The sequence below is a fragment of the Ruegeria sp. ABV4_181 genome, assembly GCF_056158465.1.
Window position 1 is genome coordinate 495,893 of sequence record NZ_JBSWTI010000002.1, and the last position, 19,884, is coordinate 515,776.

At 60.0% G+C, this 19,884-nt stretch carries 15 protein-coding genes; 10 read left to right on the forward strand and 5 right to left on the reverse strand.

What is annotated here, in order from left to right; genetic code table 11:
- Positions 1-111 precede the first annotated feature (111 nt).
- The 3 genes from ACXAC3_RS02510 to ACXAC3_RS02520 are packed head-to-tail and all read left to right on the forward strand — an operon-like array spanning position 112 to position 6,321.
- Positions 112-4,971, forward strand: coding sequence for a GAF domain-containing protein (locus ACXAC3_RS02510; RefSeq protein ID WP_475155700.1), 4,860 nt, complete (start codon positions 112-114; stop codon positions 4,969-4,971).
- Positions 4,968-5,303, forward strand: a complete 336-nt coding sequence (locus ACXAC3_RS02515) for an Hpt domain-containing protein (protein ID WP_475155705.1) — start codon at positions 4,968-4,970, stop codon at positions 5,301-5,303. The genes ACXAC3_RS02510 and ACXAC3_RS02515 overlap by 4 nt, the downstream gene beginning before the upstream one ends.
- Entirely contained in the window at positions 5,296-6,321 is a 1,026-nt protein-coding gene (locus ACXAC3_RS02520) for an adenylate/guanylate cyclase domain-containing protein (protein WP_475155711.1), read from the forward strand. Before ACXAC3_RS02515 ends, ACXAC3_RS02520 begins: the two co-directional genes overlap by 8 nt.
- 89 nt (positions 6,322-6,410) lie before the next feature.
- Here ACXAC3_RS02520 and ACXAC3_RS02525 read toward each other — a convergent pair whose 3' ends face one another.
- Genes ACXAC3_RS02525 through gstA form a run of 4 tightly spaced genes read right to left on the reverse strand, consistent with a single transcriptional unit; the run spans position 6,411 to position 8,589 of the window.
- Entirely contained in the window at positions 6,411-7,379 is a 969-nt protein-coding gene (locus ACXAC3_RS02525) for an NAD(P)H-dependent flavin oxidoreductase (protein ID WP_475155716.1), read from the reverse strand.
- A complete protein-coding gene (locus ACXAC3_RS02530; protein WP_475155719.1) occupies positions 7,376-7,597 on the reverse strand; it encodes a tautomerase family protein in 222 nt (73 codons plus the stop codon). Before ACXAC3_RS02530 ends, ACXAC3_RS02525 begins: the two co-directional genes overlap by 4 nt.
- A gap of 3 nt (positions 7,598-7,600) precedes the next feature.
- The gene (locus ACXAC3_RS02535) at positions 7,601-7,981 is read right to left on the reverse strand and encodes a nuclear transport factor 2 family protein (protein ID WP_475155722.1); all 381 of its coding nucleotides are present in this window, start codon (positions 7,979-7,981) and stop codon (positions 7,601-7,603) included.
- Positions 7,978-8,589 (reverse strand): glutathione transferase GstA, encoded by a 612-nt coding sequence (gene gstA / locus ACXAC3_RS02540; RefSeq protein ID WP_475155726.1) that lies wholly within the window; start codon positions 8,587-8,589, stop codon positions 7,978-7,980. The genes ACXAC3_RS02535 and gstA overlap by 4 nt, the downstream gene beginning before the upstream one ends.
- Positions 8,590-8,697: 108 nt before the next feature.
- On the opposite strand from gstA, the gene ACXAC3_RS02545 reads away from it, so the two are divergent.
- A complete protein-coding gene (locus ACXAC3_RS02545) occupies positions 8,698-9,582 on the forward strand; it encodes a LysR family transcriptional regulator (RefSeq protein ID WP_475155731.1) in 885 nt (294 codons plus the stop codon).
- Between the two features lie 22 nt (positions 9,583-9,604).
- Here ACXAC3_RS02545 and ACXAC3_RS02550 read toward each other — a convergent pair whose 3' ends face one another.
- Entirely contained in the window at positions 9,605-10,414 is an 810-nt protein-coding gene (locus ACXAC3_RS02550; RefSeq protein ID WP_475155736.1) for a GNAT family N-acetyltransferase, read from the reverse strand.
- Between the two features lie 362 nt (positions 10,415-10,776).
- On the opposite strand from ACXAC3_RS02550, the gene ACXAC3_RS02555 reads away from it, so the two are divergent.
- The 6 genes from ACXAC3_RS02555 (at position 10,777) to ACXAC3_RS02580 (ending at position 19,804) form a co-directional block, all read left to right on the forward strand.
- Positions 10,777-12,687 carry a hypothetical protein gene (locus ACXAC3_RS02555; protein WP_475155742.1) on the forward strand — a complete coding sequence of 637 codons (1,911 nt, stop codon included), beginning with the start codon at positions 10,777-10,779 and terminating at the stop codon, positions 12,685-12,687.
- A 96-nt stretch (positions 12,688-12,783) separates the two neighbouring features.
- Complete coding sequence (locus tag ACXAC3_RS02560; protein WP_475155746.1) at positions 12,784-13,761, forward strand: FHA domain-containing protein; 978 nt, start codon at positions 12,784-12,786, stop codon at positions 13,759-13,761.
- A gap of 113 nt (positions 13,762-13,874) precedes the next feature.
- Positions 13,875-14,339, forward strand: coding sequence for a hypothetical protein (locus ACXAC3_RS02565; RefSeq protein ID WP_475155751.1), 465 nt, complete (start codon positions 13,875-13,877; stop codon positions 14,337-14,339).
- A gap of 15 nt (positions 14,340-14,354) precedes the next feature.
- The gene (locus ACXAC3_RS02570) at positions 14,355-18,773 is read left to right on the forward strand and encodes a serine/threonine-protein kinase (RefSeq protein ID WP_475155755.1); all 4,419 of its coding nucleotides are present in this window, start codon (positions 14,355-14,357) and stop codon (positions 18,771-18,773) included.
- A gap of 145 nt (positions 18,774-18,918) precedes the next feature.
- Entirely contained in the window at positions 18,919-19,140 is a 222-nt protein-coding gene (locus ACXAC3_RS02575) for a hypothetical protein (RefSeq protein WP_475163488.1), read from the forward strand.
- Positions 19,073-19,804: an ankyrin repeat domain-containing protein gene (locus tag ACXAC3_RS02580; RefSeq protein WP_475163334.1), complete on the forward strand. Its 732-nt coding sequence runs from the start codon at positions 19,073-19,075 to the stop codon at positions 19,802-19,804. The genes ACXAC3_RS02575 and ACXAC3_RS02580 overlap by 68 nt, the downstream gene beginning before the upstream one ends.
- Positions 19,805-19,884 lie beyond the last annotated feature (80 nt).

Consider the following 19,884-nt stretch of genomic DNA (forward strand, 5'->3'; position numbering starts at 1 on the left):
CGTCACGCAGCAAGTCGCCCGGTGGCGAATTGCGGCAGGGCCTGCACCTGTTAACAAAAACTGGGCTTAAGAGGGAAAATTCAGTATCGTCCAGAGCCAACCATCGGCCGAGTGATCATTTGGCTCAGCATCGCCGTGAACGGGTATCAGTTCTTGATGGATGACGAGGAAACGAATTTGGGACCGCAAGCCGATCCTGCAAGTCAGGCCCGGGCGCTTGCGCAGGAACTGGCAAAGGAAAAGGCGCGGTTTGCTGCCACGTCCGAGATACTCAAGGTCATTGGACGGTCAAAAAACGACGTACAGCCGGTTTTCGATACCATCGTAACCAGCGCGACAGAACTCTGCGGCGCACGGTTTTCCATGCTGTGGCGATACGAAAACGGGATGGTCCACTATTGTGCCAGCCATGGGTTCCCGTCCTCGTACATGGCGGAATACCTCACAAATTTTCCGGCACCGCCGCATGAAAGTTCGGTCACCGTCCCGGCGATCCGCGATCGCCGGACGTTTCGCATGACGAATGCCCAATCCACCGATTATTGGGATCACCAGACAGCGCGCCGGTTCGGCTATGACGAATTGGTCGCGGTTCCGATTTTCAGCAATGATGAGGTCTGGGGCGTTCTGGCTCTGGGCTGGGCAAAAGGAAGCACAGCGCATCAAAGCGACATTGACCTGCTGGAGGCATTTGCCGATCAGGCGCGCATAGCGATTGAAAACGCCCGCCTGTTCGCAGACACGCAGGAGGCGTTGCAACACCAGACGGCGACGTCCGAAGTGCTTGGTGTCATCTCGCGCTCTCCCGACGAACTGACGCCGGTTCTGAAATCAATCCTCGAAGTCGCGTCGGACATCTGCCAGCCGCAAACCGCATATGCGACACTTTTGGACCCCACGGACAACACGTTCCGCGTTGCGGCAACGCATGGCATGACGGCAGAGTTTCGGACCTTCCTGTCGGACATCGCTTTTGAGGCGGAGGTCGGCAGTTGCACCGGCCGCACTGCGCTGTTGAAGAAGACGGTCTATATCGAAGACACCGAACTCGACGCGGAATTCGAATGGAGAGAGGCGGCCAAGCAAGGGAATTTCCGCTCGGCGCTTGGCGTGCCGCTGATAAACAAGGGAGTCGTCGTTGGTGTTATCACGCTGGGGCATACGAAGCCTGCGGCCTTTACCGAAAAACAGATTGCGCTGCTGGAAACCTTCGCGTCGCAAGCTGTCATAGCGATCAACAACACGCAGCTTTTCGAAGACGTGCAGACACGCACGGCAGAACTGGCCGAGGCGCTGGAATACCAGACCGCGACATCCGACGTGCTGAGCGTGATTTCCCGGTCGCCAAACGAAGTGCAGCCGGTGCTTGAGGAAATACTGAAGGTCTCGGTCCGGATCTGCCAACCCGAAGTTGCCTATGTTGCACTGCTGAACGAACAGACCGGCGTCTATGACATCGTGGCCACGCATAACGTCAACGAGATGTTCGAAGAGATACTGGCGCAGCAGGTGTTTTCCCCGGGACGCGAAACCGTGACCGGGCGTGTGGGTCTGACGGGGAAAACCACATATATCCCTGATATCGAGGCAGATCCCGATTACGGCTGGCACGAACAGGCCCGCAAAGGCGGGTTCCTTTCGGGTTTGGGGGTGCCGCTGAACAAGGACGGCAAAACCGTCGGTGTCATCACGCTGGCGCATGTCAAAAAGAATGCATTCAACGCAAAACAGATTGCTCTGTTCGAAACCTTTGCCGCGCAGGCGATGATCGCGCTCAGCAATGCGCGGCTGTTCACCGCGCTGCAGGATCGAACCGCAGAAGTGACGCAGGCGTTGGAATACCAAACCGCCACATCCGAAGTGCTGGGCGTAATCTCAAGCTCTCCCAATGAGGTGCATCCGGTTCTGCGGATCATCCTTGAAGTGGCCGAACAGCTCTGTTCGCCGCAATACGGCTATATCGCCCTGTTGGATCGCGATATCGGCGCTTACCGGGTTGTCGAGTTTGTTGGCGTCGAAAGCGAATTCCGTACTTTCATGACCGACCATCCGGTGCGGCCGGTCAGCGGCAGCAGCACGGGGCGCGCCGCGCTGCTCAAGCAGACGGTCTACATTGAAGACACCGAAACAGACGACACCTATACGTGGAAAGAGGCCTCGCGGCGCGGCGGGTACCGTTCAACGCTGGCCGTTCCGCTGATCAAGGATGATGAGGCGGTCGGCGTCATCGCACTCGCGGACGAAAAGGTTTCGGCGTTCTCGCCCAGACAGGTTTCACTGCTTGAGACATTTGCCTCGCAGGCGGTGATCGCGTTGAACAATGCGCAGCTGTTTTCAGACCTGCAGACCTCGCTCGTGCGACAGACCGCCAGCGCAGATATATTGCGGGTCATCAGCAGCGCGCAGGAGGATGCGAAACCGGTTTTCATGGCCATTGCCGGGGCGGGCATGAACCTTCTCGATTGCGATGGGGCCGCGGTTCTGATCCGCGACGGCGAGTATTTTTCGCCCGCCGCGGGAATGACGAAAGACGGCCCGATGGACACCCTGGATGCCCGGGCAGTACGTATCGACCCCACCCTGAACTATCCCAGTCAGGTCTTTGAAAGTGGCGAACTGGTTCACATCAAGGACTTTTCCAAAGAAGACCTGCCTTTGCACGAGGTTGAAACGGTCAGAAAATTCGGCGTCAATGAATGCCTCTACCTGCCGCTGATGCGGGAAAGATCGTGCATCGGCGTTTTGATTTTTGCGCGTAAGACCTCCCGGCGGGCCTTTGGTCCGGCGCAGATTGAACTGGGCGAAAGTTTTGCCGATCAGGCTGTCATCGCCATCCTGAACACCCGCATGTTCAATGACACGCAGGCGGCGCTGGCCCGACAGACCGCAAGCGCCAGCGTTCTTCGGGTCATCAGTGAATCCCCGACCGATACCAAACCCGTTTTCGACGAAATCGTGCGCCTCGCCACCTCTCTCATCTCATGTGATCTGTCGGTTATCATTGAAAGTGACGGAGATTGTTTCTGGCAGGTCGCCGTTGCAACGCCGGATGGGGTAGAAAAGGAAATCACGCAAACCCGGTATCCGATTGACCCGGACATGAACCTTCCGTCCCGTTCTTTCGTCGAAAAGTCTATTCTGCACATCCCGGACTGGTCGGCGGCCGACCTGCCGCCGCGAGACAGCGAAATACACACACGCCAGGGATTTCAGTCGTCGCTGATGGTGCCGTTATTGCGTGGCGATGAAGCCATCGGCGGTCTGGCCTTCATCCGAAAGGTTCAGCGTGCGTTTTCAGATGACGAAATCGCGGTGGCCGAGTCCTTTGCCGATCAGGCCGTGATCGCCATCGAAAACGTGCGCCTGTTTCAGGAAGCACAGGACGCCCGTGCCGCGGCAGAAAAAGCCAACGAAGCCAAAAGCGCCTTTCTGGCAACGATGAGCCACGAGATCCGCACCCCGATGAACGCGGTGATCGGGATGAGCGGTCTGTTGATGGACACCGAACTGGACGCTGAACAAGCCGATTACACCCGCACCATACGGGACAGCGGCGATGCGCTGTTGGCGATCATCAACGAAATCCTCGATTTCTCGAAAATCGAAGCGGGTCAGATGGATATCGAAGAACATCCCTTCGACCTGCGTGAATGTGTTGAATCCGCGCTGGAACTGATCAGCGCGCGTGCCGCGGAAAAGCAGTTGGATATCGCCTATGTCATGGAAGATGACGTACCGCCTGCAATCAGCGCCGATCTGACGCGGCTGCGTCAGATTCTGCTGAACCTGCTTTCAAACGCCGTCAAGTTCACGGATACCGGCGAGGTGGTCTTGTCAGTTGCGGCCACCCAGGCGCCGGAAGGCGAAACCGATCTTCGGTTTGATGTGCGCGACACCGGGATCGGCCTGACGGATCAAGGCATGAGCCGCCTGTTTCAATCCTTCAGCCAGGCCGATTCCTCGACCACGCGGAAATATGGCGGCACCGGGCTGGGGCTGGCGATTTCGAAACGGCTGGCCGAGTTGATGGGCGGAACGATGTGGGCCACCAGCGCGGGCACCGGACAGGGGTCGGTCTTTCATTTCACTATCCGCACCAAAGCCGCCGAGATACCCAAATCCGACGCGCGCAGTCTGCTGGGCGAACAATCGGAGCTGTCGGGCAAGCGCATTCTGATGGTGGACGACAACGACACCAACCGGAAAATTCTGTCGCTGCAAACGGAAAAATGGGGGACCCGAACGACTGCGGTCGCCTCGGCCGCCGAAGCGCTGAAAGTGCTGACGCCAGATGCGCCCTTCGACCTTGCCATTCTGGACATGCACATGCCCGAAATGGATGGCATCGCGCTGGCCGGCAAAATCAGAAAATCGCATCCAAAGCTGCCGCTGGTCCTGTTCAGCAGTCTCGGCGTTCGGGATATCGCGGCCGAGCGCGGGATGTTTGACGCCTTCCTCGCCAAACCGTTGCGCCAATCGAACCTGTTTGACACGCTGGTTTCGCTTCTTGCGCCCCAGGTTGAGCCTGAGCCGGGGATAAAGGAGGCGGCCAAACCGCAATCCGATCCCGAACTGGCCAGGCGGCATCCGCTGCGGATATTGCTGGCCGAGGACAATCTGGTGAATCAGAAACTGGCCATACGCCTGCTGGAGCAAATGGGGTATCGCGCCGATCTGGCAAGCAACGGCATCGAGGCGTTGGAAAGCGTGGCGCGACAGACTTATGACGTGGTATTGATGGACGTTCAGATGCCCGAAATGGACGGGCTGGAGGCGTCGCGGCGGATCAACAGCGATTACCCGGAAGGCGACCGGCCACAGATCGTAGCAATGACCGCCAACGCCATGCAGGGCGACCGCGAGATGTGCCTTGAGGCTGGCATGGACGACTATATCGCCAAGCCGATCCGGGTTGCGGAACTGGTGGCGGCGCTGACTCGGGTCACACAACGCGGCAGGGAAATCTCATGAGCGACAGTGCAATCGACCGTCAGGTACTTGACGAGTTGCGGGAAACGACGGGCGCCGAATTCACCACGGAACTGGTCAATACGTTTCTCGACGAAGCGCCCGGTATGATCGCCTCTCTCAAACAGGCCGCGGCGGCGGTGGATGCCGACGGGTTTCGCCGCGCGGCGCATTCGATCAAATCCAACGCGAATATCTTTGGCGCAACCGGTCTGGCCAGCCTGTCCCGGCAGATGGAACTGATGGATATCGGCCGTACCGAACCGGATTTCACCACGCTGGACGCGGAATTTGCGCGGGCGGCAACGGCTTTGCGGGACGCTCTGGATGGCTGACCAGCAGGGGCATTTGCTGATTGTGGACGACAACAAGGTCAACCGCCTGTTGCTGGCCCGCAATATCGAGCTGTTGGGCCACAGGGCATCCGCGGCCGAGAATGGCCGCATCGCGATGGACATGCTGACCGCCGACAGCTTTGATCTGGTCCTTCTGGATATCGAGATGCCCGAAATGGACGGGTTCGAAGTGCTGGAGGCGATCAAGGCCAATTCCGATCTGCGCGACGTGCCGGTCATCGTCACCTCGTCCGTAGAAGGTCTGGACAACGTTGTGCGCTGTATCGAACTGGGCGCCGAGGACTATCTGCCCAAGCCGGTCAACAAAGTGCTGCTGGGCGCGCGCCTGTCGTCGAGCCTTGAAAAAAAGCGATTACGGGACGAACAAAAGCGCCTGCTGGAAAGGTTTGCGACCAACGAGGTTGCGCAGGACCTGCAGGAATCCGGTTTCGCGATCGGCGGGCGGCGGGTTTCAGCGTCGGTTTTGTTCTGCGATATCCGCGACTTCACGGCCCTGTCCGAAGACCTGCCGCCCGAAGCAACCATCGAGTTGCTGAACACCTATTACGCCCTGATGTTCGAGGCTGTCACCAGCAATGGCGGGATTGTCAGCCTGATGATCGGCGATGGGCTGATGGCATTGTTCGGTGCGCCGCAACCTCTTGAGAATTCGGCGAAATCTGCGGTTTCTGCGGCGCAGGAGATGCTGAGCATGATGGATGTTCTGAACGCGGACCGGGCGGCCGAGGGCGCACCAGAGATACGGCTGGGCATCGGTATCGCCACCGGGGATGTTGTCGCCGGATATGCCGGAACGGATGAACGCGCAACCTATACCTGCATCGGCAACACAGTGAACCTGGCCGCCCGGCTTGAGGCGCACACTCGTGTTTCGGCGCGGCAAATTCTGTTCGACGACCGGACCAGAGCCTGTCTGGGCGATGTTTCCAATGTGGAACGGATACCGCAGGTGGAATTCAAGGGGTTCTCCGAGGCGCTGGATATCTATGCTTTGTGAGCGATCCGCCGGAGCCTGCAGGTCTGACCTGACCGATCGCACGGTACAGCCTGCGTGCGGTCCGGATTGCTGGTTTGAAGTGGCGAGGACTACGCCGCGTCAGATGCAGCCCCTGCCAGACACCGCCGCGCGTCCGCCATCAGGCGATCCAGGATTACGCCCGCAGGCGGTATCGAATTGATCAGCCCGATGCCTTCGCCGGCAAATGCGGTTGCAATTTCCGGGTCGCCCCTGTCCTGAGCCGCCATCCATTTCGCGGCTTCCGCATTCGCCGTCAGCTTCAAAGCCTCTTCCGATCCGTGCCATTTCCGAACAAACGGATTGCGCAAAACGCGGCCGTTGTACCGGTCTGGCCAGTCAAATCCCCGAACCACATCCACCACCCGCGTGCGGACCGTGTCGTCCCCCGTCGCTGCCAGCGCGCGATCAAGCATGCGCGGATGCACCAGCGCCTCGCGGGATGCCCAGAACCGCGTACCGATCACCGCACCATCGGCCCCAAGCATCAGGGCCGCCGCCAGACCGCGCCCGTCGGTGATGCCACCGGCGGCACAAAGCAAGGCGGCGCTGTTCTGGCGCGCGATCTCGTCCGCGGTCTCGGGCACCAGTGCAAAGGTGCCCCGCGCCTCGCCATGGCCGCCGGCGTCCGCGCCCTGGGCGACAATGATATCGGCACCGCAGTCCAGCGCATGCCGCGAATCGCGCAGGGTCTGGATCTGGCAGATCAGCAACACACCGGCCTTGCGGATCGCCGGCGCAAATGGCGCTGGGTCGCCAAAGGACAGGAACACCGCCACGGGATCGCGGGCCAGTACCTGATCAAGAAGATGCGGCTGTTCGGCCAGTTTCCAGGTGATCAGCCCACAGCCCACGCGCGCGCCACCCGCAATCCGGAACTGCCGATCAATCCACGGAGCATCGCCATAAGCCCCTCCGATCATGCCCAGCCCGCCAGCACCCGAGACGGCGCTGGCAAGCGCGCCGCCCGCGGCAAAGGCCATCGGTGCCTGGATCACCGGACAGGTGATCCCCAGCGCCTCGGTCAGCCGGGTCTTCATCGGACCTGCTTCCGGTACTCCTGCACCGGCAGCCCGCCAACACCCCAGTCCTCAAGCGCGACCTCGTTGATCACCACAAAGGTCGTCGCCGGATTCTTGCCCAGCACGTCTTGCAACAGCTCGGTGACCCCGGTGATCAGCTGTGCCTTCTGATCCGCGCTCGGGCCGGTGCCATCGGGACCGCCTTCGCGGGTTACTTTGATATTCACATACGGCATCGGTCAGTCCTTTCGCGGAACATAGGAAAACACTTTCGCAACGATGCGCCATTCGGCACCGTGTCGGACAAGGGTCAGCAGGTCATGGAAGTCGCGCCCCATCATGGTCATCCGGGCACTGACCCGGGCCAGCCGGTCGCTGACAAAGGCAATCTCCAGAACCTCTTCCTCGCGCGGGTCACCACGTCTGGCCGGGGGCTCTCGCCTGTCCACGCGGCCCATATAGGTTTCAAGGTCCAGGTACAGTTCATCGCCTTCAGTGGCGCAGACATAGGCCAGATTCGGGTGAAAGACGCGGCGCAGCATGGCGCTGTCGGCCTGATGGAGGCCCTCGAAATAGGCCTCCATCAGTTCACCGACCTTTTTGTGGTCGGCGGGCGTCATTGGATCAGCCCCTCGGCGCGCATCGCGGCCTGTGCAGACGGACGGCCGGCGCAGCGGCTTACAAATGCCGCCAGACGGGGCCAGCGGGTCAGGTCGATGCCGGTGAAATTCGCCCAGTTCGAAACCACGAACAGATAGGCATCCGCCACCGAAAACCGGTCGGCAACCAGCCATTCGCGGCCGTCTTCAAGCTGCGCCTCGATCAGGTCGAACTTGCCGGCAACCGCCGTCCGCGCATCCTGTTTCCCGGTCTCGGTCGTGCCCTCGCGGAACAGCGGGCCAAAAGCTTTGTGCAACTCGGTTCCGATCCAGTTGAGCTGTTCCTGCATCCGGGCCCGGGCCAAGGTACCGGTGGCGGGGGCAAGCCCCGCTTCGGGATGGCTGTCGGCAATAAACTGAAGAACGGCGGCCCCTTCGGTCAGAACGCCCCCGTCGTCCAACTGCAGGGCCGGGACATACCCTTTGGGGTTGATCGCGCGGAAGTCCGCGCCGCTTTCGGTCCGGCCGGCGGCGGTGTCAACCGCTTCGATTTCAAACGGATAGCCGGTTTCCTGCAGGGCAATATGGCTGGCCAACGGGCAGGCGCCGGGTTTGTAGTAGAGTTTCATGACAGTCTCCTGTGTTGAGCTACACCCCCTGACTAGCCGTAGATTTGATTGATTGATAATATTGAGTTGTCACGATTATGATTAGAAAAACTAATCATGTGGTGAATCATGAAACACGATCAGCTTGTTGCCCTTGAGGCGATCGTTTCAACCGGAACCTTCCGCGGTGCGGCGGAACGGCTGCATAAATCCCAATCGGCCATCAGCCACACGATCCGCCAGTTGGAAGAAGAGCTGGACCTGGAACTGCTCAGCCGCGAGGCATACCGCCCCGCGCTCACCCCGGCTGGTGAAATCTTCTATCGCGAGGCCTCGCGGGTGCTGCGGCAAATGCAGGGGCTGCGCACCACCGCGGCCCGCCTGCGCGCCCGGGAAGAGCCCGAGTTGAACATTGCCGTCAGCGCAACGCTGGATCTGGACAATCTGCTGCCTGCGCTGGCTGAGACCGGCCGCCGCCACCCGGCCACCCATCTTCGGCTGCGGATGGAAATGATGGGCGGCCCGATTGCCCGGCTGATGGAGGGTAAGGCCGATATCGCGCTGGCCTCGCTGGACGGGGTGCCCCTGGACGAGGTCGAGGCCGAACCGGTTGCCGAGGTGACGATCCGGCCCGTGGCCAGCCCCGACCTGAACCTGCCATCCGGTGCCCGGGCGCTGTCGGCAACCGAAATGCAAAGCCATGTGCAGGTGGTGACCGCTGGCACCGGCGGGTCTGCCCACGAACAGAGCCGCGACCTGTTGCCCGGTGGCCTGAAATGGACCGTCTCCGACTTCTCGGCCAAGAAAAAGGTGATCCTGGCCGGTCTCGGCTGGGGCGGCCTGCCCGACCACATGACAGCCGAGGAGCGGCAGGTTGGTGACCTGCTTTCACTGAACCTGGAAAGATTCCCGATCCGCCGAACGGTGATCTTCAAAATAAGGCGCAGAGACCAGCCGGCCGGCGTGGTTGCCAGCGAGTTGTGGGACAGGATCGGCACCACCGAACTGGCTTAACGCCGGGCAATTCCCGCTGGGCTTACTTGGTGGTTCGGTCCCCGCTGAACCCCTGCGGGTCGATGACAATAACGATGCTGAAGTTGCTTGGTCTCAGCCCAAGCGAGGCGCACAGCCTGTCCGATGGTATGTTTCCCTTGCGAATACCCGTGGAAAACACGCGCGTGCCCAGCGCGTCAGCGGCATGAACGATCGAATGCGCCGCCATCATTCGGGCTATGCCCTGCCCTTTCCGGTCATCGCGTGTCGCAAGCTGCCCCCATTGCGCCATGGCATGGTCCGGATGATCCCTGTGACGGGCCAGCGCTGCGCAGGCCGAGGCTGCCGGGCGGCCATCGCGATCCAGCGCGACCATGCCAAATCCCGGACGGCTGATCCCGCGTAGAACCGGCCCCGCCGACGGCAACACCCCTTGCGACAACGCGACCTCGGCCAACGCATCAACCCAGCCCTTCGGCGCATCTTCGTCAATGACGCAGAGTTCCAGATCGTCCGGCAGTCGCCGCGCCGCCAGCAGCGCACGCGCGCCTTCGATCACCGCCTCATCACCCATGTAATTCGCATAAAGATCGGTTTTGAACCCGAGGGCCTCAACCGCATCGACAAACTCCTGCACATTGTCATTGGGGATCATTTCGCACCCGCTTGCGCCAATGATGCGGGCAATTGCCGTCGTCAATTCGACCATTTCCGATCCGGCCCTGTAGTCGGCAAGCTGAACCCCGCGACCATGAGAGCAAAACCGAGGGTCGTCGCCCAGCAAGGACATCAGCGCTTCGCCCCGCATCTGCATGGATTTCTGATCGGGAGTGCCAAAAACCTCGATCGTCATAAGTTATCACCTCAAAAAAACACGGCGATACACTACCAATTCTCAGCAAATTGTCAGCATCGGCCTTGTGCGCCCGGCCGGGGTCCCTTGGCGGCTGGATCAGGCTGTGGCTGATCTTTGGTGCAGAAGAAACGACCGGAAATTTCGCTGTTCGGTCTTCACGGGTCAAACCGAAATCTTCGCTGCGGAAATTCAACCTGAGCATGTGATCCCAGTGGTTGTCTTTTGAAGAGGTATAAGCCAATTCCAACAGCCCGATTAAATATTCGAAAAATTGAAAGTGAAATAAATACTGTCCAAACAAATTCGACAAAACGCCTCATGCGCCCTATTTAACAAATTTAAGAAACAATTAACTGGGTTTGGCTTGGGATGTTTTACACTCTTTCAGGGATTCGCATACTCGTTGCTTTGACTATGCGGGCAATAAACGCCCGGATTTAAAGAAGAAGATTTTCATTGATGAATCGATAATCTGTATGGAAAAAACCGAAATCAGCCGGACAGAGATCTTTGTCGTTGTCAGCGCCATGCTTGCAATGGTCGCGGCCCGGTTGATCATGGTCGCAACGGGCTTTGATCCCGCATACGATCAATCGATGCTCTTGTCGAATTTTCCGTTGGATCACCCGTCTGAAATACTCCAACCGCTGCCCTATTTCGAACAGGCGACAACGCTCGGGCACGGCCTCATTATGGACTTGCTGTCTCGGCATTTTGGGCCTCATGGAATGGAGCGTATCTACGCAATTCGAACCGTCTCGGCCCTTGTTTTCAGCGCTTCGCTCTTTTGGCTGTATTTTCTGCTGCGCACCCGGTTTTCATCGTCAGAGGCCCTGCTTTCGGTTGCATTGATCGGCTGCTCGCCCACAGCGCTGACATTTGCCGTGAATTCCAAGCATTATTCGTTTGAGTTTGCTGCAACCGTTTTGCTGCTTGGCGCAACGCTGCACTATCTCAACCACCCCGGTTTTTGGCGGGCTGTTCTGGTCGTGATCGCGGGCGCGATTGCCGCGCTGTTTGCCTTTGTCGCGCCGGTCATTTTTGCCACTGTTGGAATTGCAACCCTGATCGCCCAGGTCGTCGAAGCACGGCAGCGGCAAGTTCCAACGGCGCATTTCCGGCGCGGTATTGCGGTGACGATTGCCATGGGTGTGGCGCTGGTTCTGATCGCGTCAGGGTTTTATTTCGGTTACTCGAATATCGTTGCCACTTTTGACAGAACAGCATTTGCCTATCGAGATGCCGAGAAGTTCATTGAAATTAATGACCTGCTGTCGCATCAATCGCTTCGAAACGCATTAAACTATTCTACCTATTTCTATAAACTGACCGAAGTTGGATTCCAGGAATACGAAACGAAGCTGCGCCTGTCCCGTATGTTAATGGGCGCCAGCGCGCTGCTGTTCTTCCTGATCGGAGCGGTTTCTCTCTGGCAACGATCGCCCTTTTGGGTAAGCGCAGCATTGGCGGTGCCCGTCATTACAATCGCACTTAATCTTGCGCAAATTTTTCCGTTTTCCGGCGTCCGCCAGCACTTGTTTGCGGCACCATTGATTGTTCCTTTGATTGCCGTTGGAATTGTCCGTTCCGCCCGAATGATCGCGGGCTGGCTCGGGACCCCGCGTTTTGCAAGCGGCGTTGCTTACCTGCTTGTCGCAGCGACCATCACGCTGTCCGGCGTTGGCGCGTTACGGTCAAACAACACCATCTCGGGTCTTATGGGTGACATGGAGGCCTCCGGCGCCCCCGTTTGGGCCTATTACGGCGCTCAGCCAATACTTCGCACCCTCCAAAGCGGATGGATGGAAGACGAGGGACCGCAAGTCGAGGGCTTGCTGTCCCATCATTCCAGTAACAATCGGTGGGTGTCCCAGGCCCGTCTTGGTGATGATACGAGCATTTTGATGGACTACTACATCGAATCCGCAAAAAGCATCTCGCGCCAGGACAGCTTATGGCTTGTGTTCGCGGGCTGGTTTTTTGACGTTGTCGAAACCGAGGGGCTTGAGATGTTTTTGCATCATGCCCGCGGTTCGGATCGCGATTGCGCCATATGGCGAAACCGAAGACCGATGCTCGTCGCGTTTTGCGGACCGGTTGACAAGGTGGATTCTGCACGTGACAGAATTCCCGGCGATCTAAGCGCCGAATGGGCGGTGTCGATAGAGTCAGGTGAGTGGCTTGAATACGTGAAAGGCGAAACCGGCAAGGCGTTGCGCGACGGCGGCCAGACACCAAGAATTGCCACCGATTTCCTCTTGGAACACTGAAACCATTTCCGCTTTTCCAACTCTTCGGCTCCGGGGAATTGCGATCACCGATGCGCCCTGTTGTTCATAGTATGCCGGAAGGTTTCGGCAGGCCGGTTGATTTTCCTTGCCGGGCTATTTTACCTTGTTGCGGCAGACGGCCGTTCCCGCGCCGTGTTCCTGATCCAGATTGCGAAGAAGGTTGTGGAACCCACGTTCGCCACCACGATTATTGCCGATATTTCGGACAGCACTCCGTTCTATGAGGAAATGGGGGACGATCAGGCACAAAAGCTGGTGCAGTTTGAAATCGACCGGTTGAGGGAAGTTCTGCTCAGGTTCGGCGGTATCCCCGTGGGGCAAAAGGGCGACGACGTCCTGAGCTATTTCAACGATCAGGAAGCCGCAATTCAAGCGGCACTGGAAATGGTCAGCAAACCTCCGGGTACGTTGTTGTCGGTTCATGCCGGGGTGCATCATGGGCCGATTGTCGTGGCCGATACTGGCATCTTCGGCGAAACGGTCAATCTGACTGCCCGGTTGGCCGCTGCCGCCAACCCGGGCGAGGCCTGCATCAGTGACAGTGTCGCGACACGGCTGAGCAGCGCGACCAGACAGTTGCTGACACCGATTGGACCGCTGCGCCTGAAAGGGGTCAGCGACCCTGTGATGGTGCATTCGCTTGTGGCCCCCTCGGACGGTCTGAGCACCGTGATGCATGTGCCCGTCTACCCAGTCGGCGGTGACGGTCAGGCGCCGCAGAACGAGTGTTTTGCGCTTATCCTCTACCACGACGACCGGTCCTGGCGGTGTCGCGAAGGTGACGAATTAAAGATCGGCCGGTCCAGCCAGTGCGACGTGGTTCTGCCACAGCCTTGGGTCTCGCGCCTGCACGCGGTTCTCAGCCTGAAGAACGGAAAACTCATGCTGGCTGACCGAAGTTCATCCGGGACCTACGTACAGTTTGAAAATGCACGGGAAATTCAGTTGAAACGCGAAGCGGTCATGTTGGCGGACAGCGGTCTGATTTCCCTGGCGCTTCCGGTTCTGCACGCCGATGCCCGCCCGTTGGAATTCGAAGTCGTCCGGCGATAACCTCTTTCCGGCGTGAATTTCGGCGATCTGTGGCGAAAGTCTCAGAACGGCACCTGCAATTCGTGCTAGAATCAGCCCGACATGCGGTTTTCAACTACCTTCAGGAGGGAAAGATGTCATCGAATTCTTCTGGAAACCCGGTGCGCCGGGGCGGTTTCGTCCTTGCCGTCGCGGCCTTGCTGGGCGGGGCGCAGGCTGCGGCCCAGTCAACCATGCCCAACGCCTGCCCGGTGGATGGATGCGAGGTGCGCATCGCGTCGGTCGAAAAAAACGGCGATGAGCTGACCATCACCTACGAAGCGAACTTCACGCCCGATGTGTCAAAGAACCATTTTCATGCCTGGTGGGGCGAAAGCTATTCGGTCGAACAGGTCGGCAGGAATGCCCAGAGCGAGTTCAACGTCGAGCAGGGCCGCTGGCACCGGCACGACGAATTCCCCACCTATGTCACGAAAGAGGCCGCTTCGACCTCGGCACGGGATGGCGCGACGACGATGTGCGTCACGGCCGCAGACCGGGATCACAACATTCTGGATGCAACCAAGTACCATTGCGTGGACGTGCAGGAGCTTTTTTAAAGTAGCGGATGCGTCATGAGTTTCCCCGCTTTTATAGGCCGGTACGCCGTAGAAAGGGAAATCGCGAGTGGCGGCTTTGCCGCCGTGGTCCTTGCGCGGGATGAAGAACTGGACGTACCCGTAACGCTCAAGATCCTGCACGCCAATCTGGCCGCCAACGATAAGGTCATCACGCATTTCCTTGACGAAGCGCGCCTGCTGCGGCGCATCCGGTCGCCGCGGGTGGTGTCCGTGCATGATGTGGGACGTCTGGAAGACGGGCGGCCCTATTTCGTGATGGATTATGCCGACCGGGGCACGCTGGCCGAACGCCTCAAACTTCTTGAACCGGCAGCGCTGGCGCGCCGCGACGGCGTGGGCACTCTGATCGACGCGCTGTCGGACGGGCTGGCTGCGGTGCATGAGGCAAATGTCGTCCATCGCGACGTCAAGCCCGCAAATGTTCTGTTGCAACGTATCAAGCGCAAGGGCAGCGGGGAATCCTCGGCGCCCTTTGGCGCGCTGATCGAAGCGGATGAACGGGTCTTTCTGGCGGATCTGGGGATCGCCAAGGATCTGGCGATTGGTGTGACCGGAGCGACCATGATGGCGGGAACACCGCTGTATCAGGCACCGGAACAGGTCGAAAACGGCCACCCGGTCACCCCGACGACCGACATCTACTCGGCTACCGCGTTGATGTGGCACGTATTGACCGGCAAGGCACCGCCGCCGTTTCACCGCGTGTCCGAATTTCTGCCCGGCCTGCCCGAGATGTGGCGAGACTGTATCGAGCACGGCATGGCGATGGACCCCGACGCCCGGTTTCCGGATATGGTGTCCTGGCGCGGCGCGATGAACGAAGCGCTGGACCGCGACCAGCGCGAAGCCGCGTCCGAAGCCGCAACGCAGATTTCCGAAGGCCGTGTGGAATGCCCCTACAAGGGGCTGGCCGCCTTTCAGTCCGAAGACGCAAGCTATTTCTTCGGTCGTGAAGACCTGATCGAAGAGCTTGTCCACCGGCTTCATCAAAGCCGCATTCTGGTTCTGGGCGGCTCCTCGGGCAGCGGAAAATCGTCCGTTCTGCGCGCCGGATTGCTGCCCGCGGTGGCGGCAAACGCAATTGCCGGCAGCGAAAACTGGCGGGCCTGTGTTTTCACACCCGGCCGCGATCCGATGACGGATCTGTATTTCCAGCTGATCGGGGACAATTCAAACCTTACGGCTCAGATTTCGCTTGATGACTTCATCGCGTATCCAAGTGCGGCGCGCCGGCTTGCCGCCGCCAATGAAGGCGAGCTGCTGATTTGCATCGACCAGTTTGAAGAGCTGTTCACCCTTGTCACGCAAGAACGCCGGACCAAGTTCATCGAGGCCCTGTCGTCGATGACCGACCCTGCGGATAGCCGCGTTCGGATCGTCCTGACGATCCGGGCCGATTTCTACGCATCCTGCGCCGAGATCCCGTGGCTGGCGGACCGGATTTCCGAAAACCAGTTGCTGGTCGGGCCGATGACGCGCCCCGAACTTCGCCGCGCAATCAGCGAACCTGCGCGGGCCGCAGGGCTGCATATGGACAGGTCGCTGATCGACGCCATCGTCGACGAAGCCGGAAAAGAGGCGGGTTCGCTGCCTTTGGTCGCGCATTCGCTGTACGAAACCTGGATCCGGCGCAAGGGCGCCGTGATGTCGCTGGACGGATACCGGCAGGCCGGCGGCGTGGCCGGGGCTATAAGCCAGACGGCGGAAACGCTGTTTTCGAACAGTTTTGATGACAAGCAGCAGGAGGCAACCCGGCGCCTTTTTCTGCGGCTGGTCACTCCCGGTGAGGGCACGCCGGATACCCGCCGGTTGCTACCCATTGATGAGGTTGAACAGGACGCCGACCCGGACACCACACGGCGCGTTGTCGAGGCGCTGACGGATGCGCGGCTTTTGACCCTGGACGAGAAAACCGTGCAGATCGCACATGAGGCCCTGCTGCGCACCTGGCCAAGGCTGAATTCCTGGATCGAAGACAGCCGCGACGATCTGCGCATGCGTCAGCGAATTCAGCATGACGCCGCCGAATGGGAAAGCGACAACCGCGAAAACGACCTGCTGTATCGCGGCACACGGTTGCTGACCGCTCAGGAATGGGCGGCGAAACACCAAAATGTATTGGGTCGGCTGGAACGGGAGTTTCTGGAAACGGCGCGCGAGGCGCGCGAACGGGCGCTGAAGGCATCTGTTTTGCGCAAGCGGCGGCTGCGGCGCTATTATCAGGTTGCCGCCGGGGCGCTGGCCGCTCTGGCCATTGGGGCGACAGTGGCCTCAGTTCTGGCGATCCGGGCCTTTAACCTGGCCGAGAGCAATCGCAGGATCGCCGATGCCGCCACCGCCGAAGCGAATGAGAGGTTCGCCCGCGCGCTCGGGGCCGCGGCAAATGGCCTGTCCCAGTCTGACCCCCTGCTTGCCTTGTCGCTAAGCGCCGAGGCGATCACCCGCGCCACTTCGGCCGGTTCCACATCCGAGGCGCGCTCCGCAATGCTCATGGCGCGTCAGCAACTCAACAAGCCTGGACTGATCCCGCTGGGCAGTCCGCTGACGGTCGGAGACGCGCAGGCGATGGCAATCGACGCGCCGGGGCTGCGGGTCGCCACCGGGCTGCGCGACGGCCGGATTGTGATCCACAGCACCAAACCGGATGAGGGCGTGCTGGCCGAACTGGTCGGACATTCCGGCGGGATACGGGACCTTGCATTCTCGCCCGACGGTGACCTGCTGGCCTCGGCCGCAACGGATGGCGACGTCCGGTTGTGGGATGTTGGCCCCGCGCGAACCGGTCCGATCACCACGTTGTTTTCCGGCGATGACGTGGCGTTTGGCGTCGCGTTCGATTCCACCGGCCAACGTGTCGCATCGGCCACCGGGGACGGGACGGTGCGCCTCTGGGATGTGTCAAACGGACGGCAGATCGGCGATGCGCTGGCGGAAATGCCACTTGGCTTCAAGCGGGTGGCGTTTTCCCCAATTCTGGAAGGTCTGGTGGCCGGAAATGTCGACGGCACCATCTTTGGCTGGCTGGACAGCAACGCGAAACCGGCATTCCCGGCAATTCCCGGCGGACCCCTGGGTCCGGACCCGGACCACCTGTCGTTCAGCAGCGACGGCAGTTCCTTTGCGGTGTCTCATACCAATGGCAAGGTCACGACCATTGGATTTCCGGAAGGCACCCCGATCGTAGACCGCTTTGCCAGTTCCGGCGCCGTTCTGGCCGCCACGTTTGCCGGGCCCGACAACGTGCTTGTCGGGGCAACGGCCGACGGAACCCTTGTTCTGGAAGACGCCAACCTGTCGCCGGTCGGTACGGTGGTGCAGGCCCACAGTCAAAGCATCCTGGATATCGGCGCTGCCAGCGAAGTACCCGTATTGGCGACGCTTGGCCGCGATCAGCAAGTCCGTCTCTGGCAACTCGCGACCGCCACCCGCCCCGGTGAATCGCTGAACCTTGAGGACGGCGTAAAGGCGTTGGGGGTCGCCTACAGCCCGGACGGAGAGACAATTGCCATTGGCGACAGCGACGGCAATGTCTGGATCTGGGATGTGGATTCGGCCATGAAACCGATGTTGTTGCGCGGGCACCAAAGTCAGGTCTGGGCTGTCGCGTTTTCGCAGGACGGTCGCCTTCTTGTGACCGGTGACCGGGAAGGCAACGTCCGGATCTGGGACGCGTCTTCGATGCAGGTGAAAGACCAGTTGAGCGTGGGTCAGACACCGGTCTGGCATGTTGTGCCCACAACCTCATCCGTGTTTTTCGTGGCCACCGGGAACGGGGTCCACCGGATCGATTCCGATGATACCGCCGTCGTTCAGACCTTTGAGCCGAACGGCGCGGCCATGAACCGCGCGGCGGTTTCTCCGGACGGAACAAGGCTTGCGGCGGCCTCGGCCGATGGGAAGGTCTATGTCTGGACCATCGCGGAAGGCCAGCTTGAGACGGTAATCGAAGCTGACGACAATACCCTGTGGAGCGTGGCGTTTTCCACCGACAATATGCGCCTTGCATCCGCGTCGAGCGATGAGGTGGTGAAGATCTGGAACCTGGAAAACGGCGAGGAACTGGCCTCCTATGGCGGTCACAGGGGCGGTGCCACCGATCTTGCCTTTCTGGCGGATGAGGCGACGCTGATCGCCATCGACCGGCTGGGGGAACTGCATTGGTGGGACATCGCTGCAAACCGCAGGCTCATGCCGGTTCAAAGGGTGCATACGGCCCCAAGCTGGCGCATTGCGCTTGCCCCGGACGGTCAGTCTTTTGCGACGACAAGCGAAGAGGGTGTCACGCGGATTTGGAACGGTCTCAGCCTGGACATCGCATGTTCTTTGGGCGGTCCAACTTTTGATGAAGGTCGCAGGATTCAGTATCTGGGCAGCGAAGAAGCCACAACCAGCTGCAGCGTGATGGGAAACTGAGGAATCTGGCCCGATACCAGTTTCAAATGGGCTGGCCGGGCCCAAACCCGGAATCGTTCGTTTGCCATCCAGGACCGCCCTTTCAGCCCGTGGCTTATGCTATGATACGCAGGCGGAGTTGATCGCCCAGTAAGGAATGCGTTCTATGCGACACCCAAATGCCATTGTCTCTGTGATGACGTTTTGCGCTCTGTTCCACACCGCATCAAACGCCGGAGAAGTGTCCGACGCTGCGCGCGCCGGAGATATCGAGACACTGGTCGCGCTGCTGGACAACGGCGCCCCCGTTGACGAACCCGGTGTCGCCCATCCGCTTCACTTTGCAATCATGTCAAGGGCACACGGATGCCGCGGGTCTGCTGCTTGACCGCGGCGCGGATCCAAACGCGGATTCTGCGCTTGGTACACCCATGATGGTGGCGGCAAGTCGAAATCGGGCAGAGTTGATAACGATGCTGCTTGCGCATGGCGCAGACCCAAACCTTCCGGGCGGGCGCGAAAAACGCACCCCGCTGCATTCGGCGGCATTTTCCGGAGCGGTGGATGCGATCCGGATCCTTCTTGATAGTGGCGCAGATCCGCTGGCCCGCACGAAATTCAACGATCCGCCCCTGCATCTGGCCCTTCAAAAGAACCAAAACGAAGCCGCAGACGTGTTGAAGCCCGTTACTGTCTGGACACCGCCGCAACCGCCAACCGATGCTGACATTTCCGCGGCGGATATAGAAGCTGGACGGGCCGCCGCCGAAATTTGCACCATCTGCCATCCCGTCACGGTCGGCGAGACGGCCAAGGGGCCTTCGTTATGGCAGATCGTGGGAAGACCCGTGGCGGCAATCGAAGGATTTCCCTACTCCATAGCAATGCGCGCGGAAGGCGGCAATTGGGATATCCCCAGGCTGGATGCGTTTCTTGCAGACCCAAAGATGGCAATGCCAGGCAATATGATGGCGGCCACGAATGATCGGATTGATGTGGCGGATCGGGATACACGCTGGGCCCTGATTTCCTACCTGACGACGCTCAGGTGACGGCTGGCTGGCTCCTGTCCAGCCGGAAACGAGATCCCCATCAGCTCGTCGCGCTGGACGGTCAGGTACGGGCGCGAGCA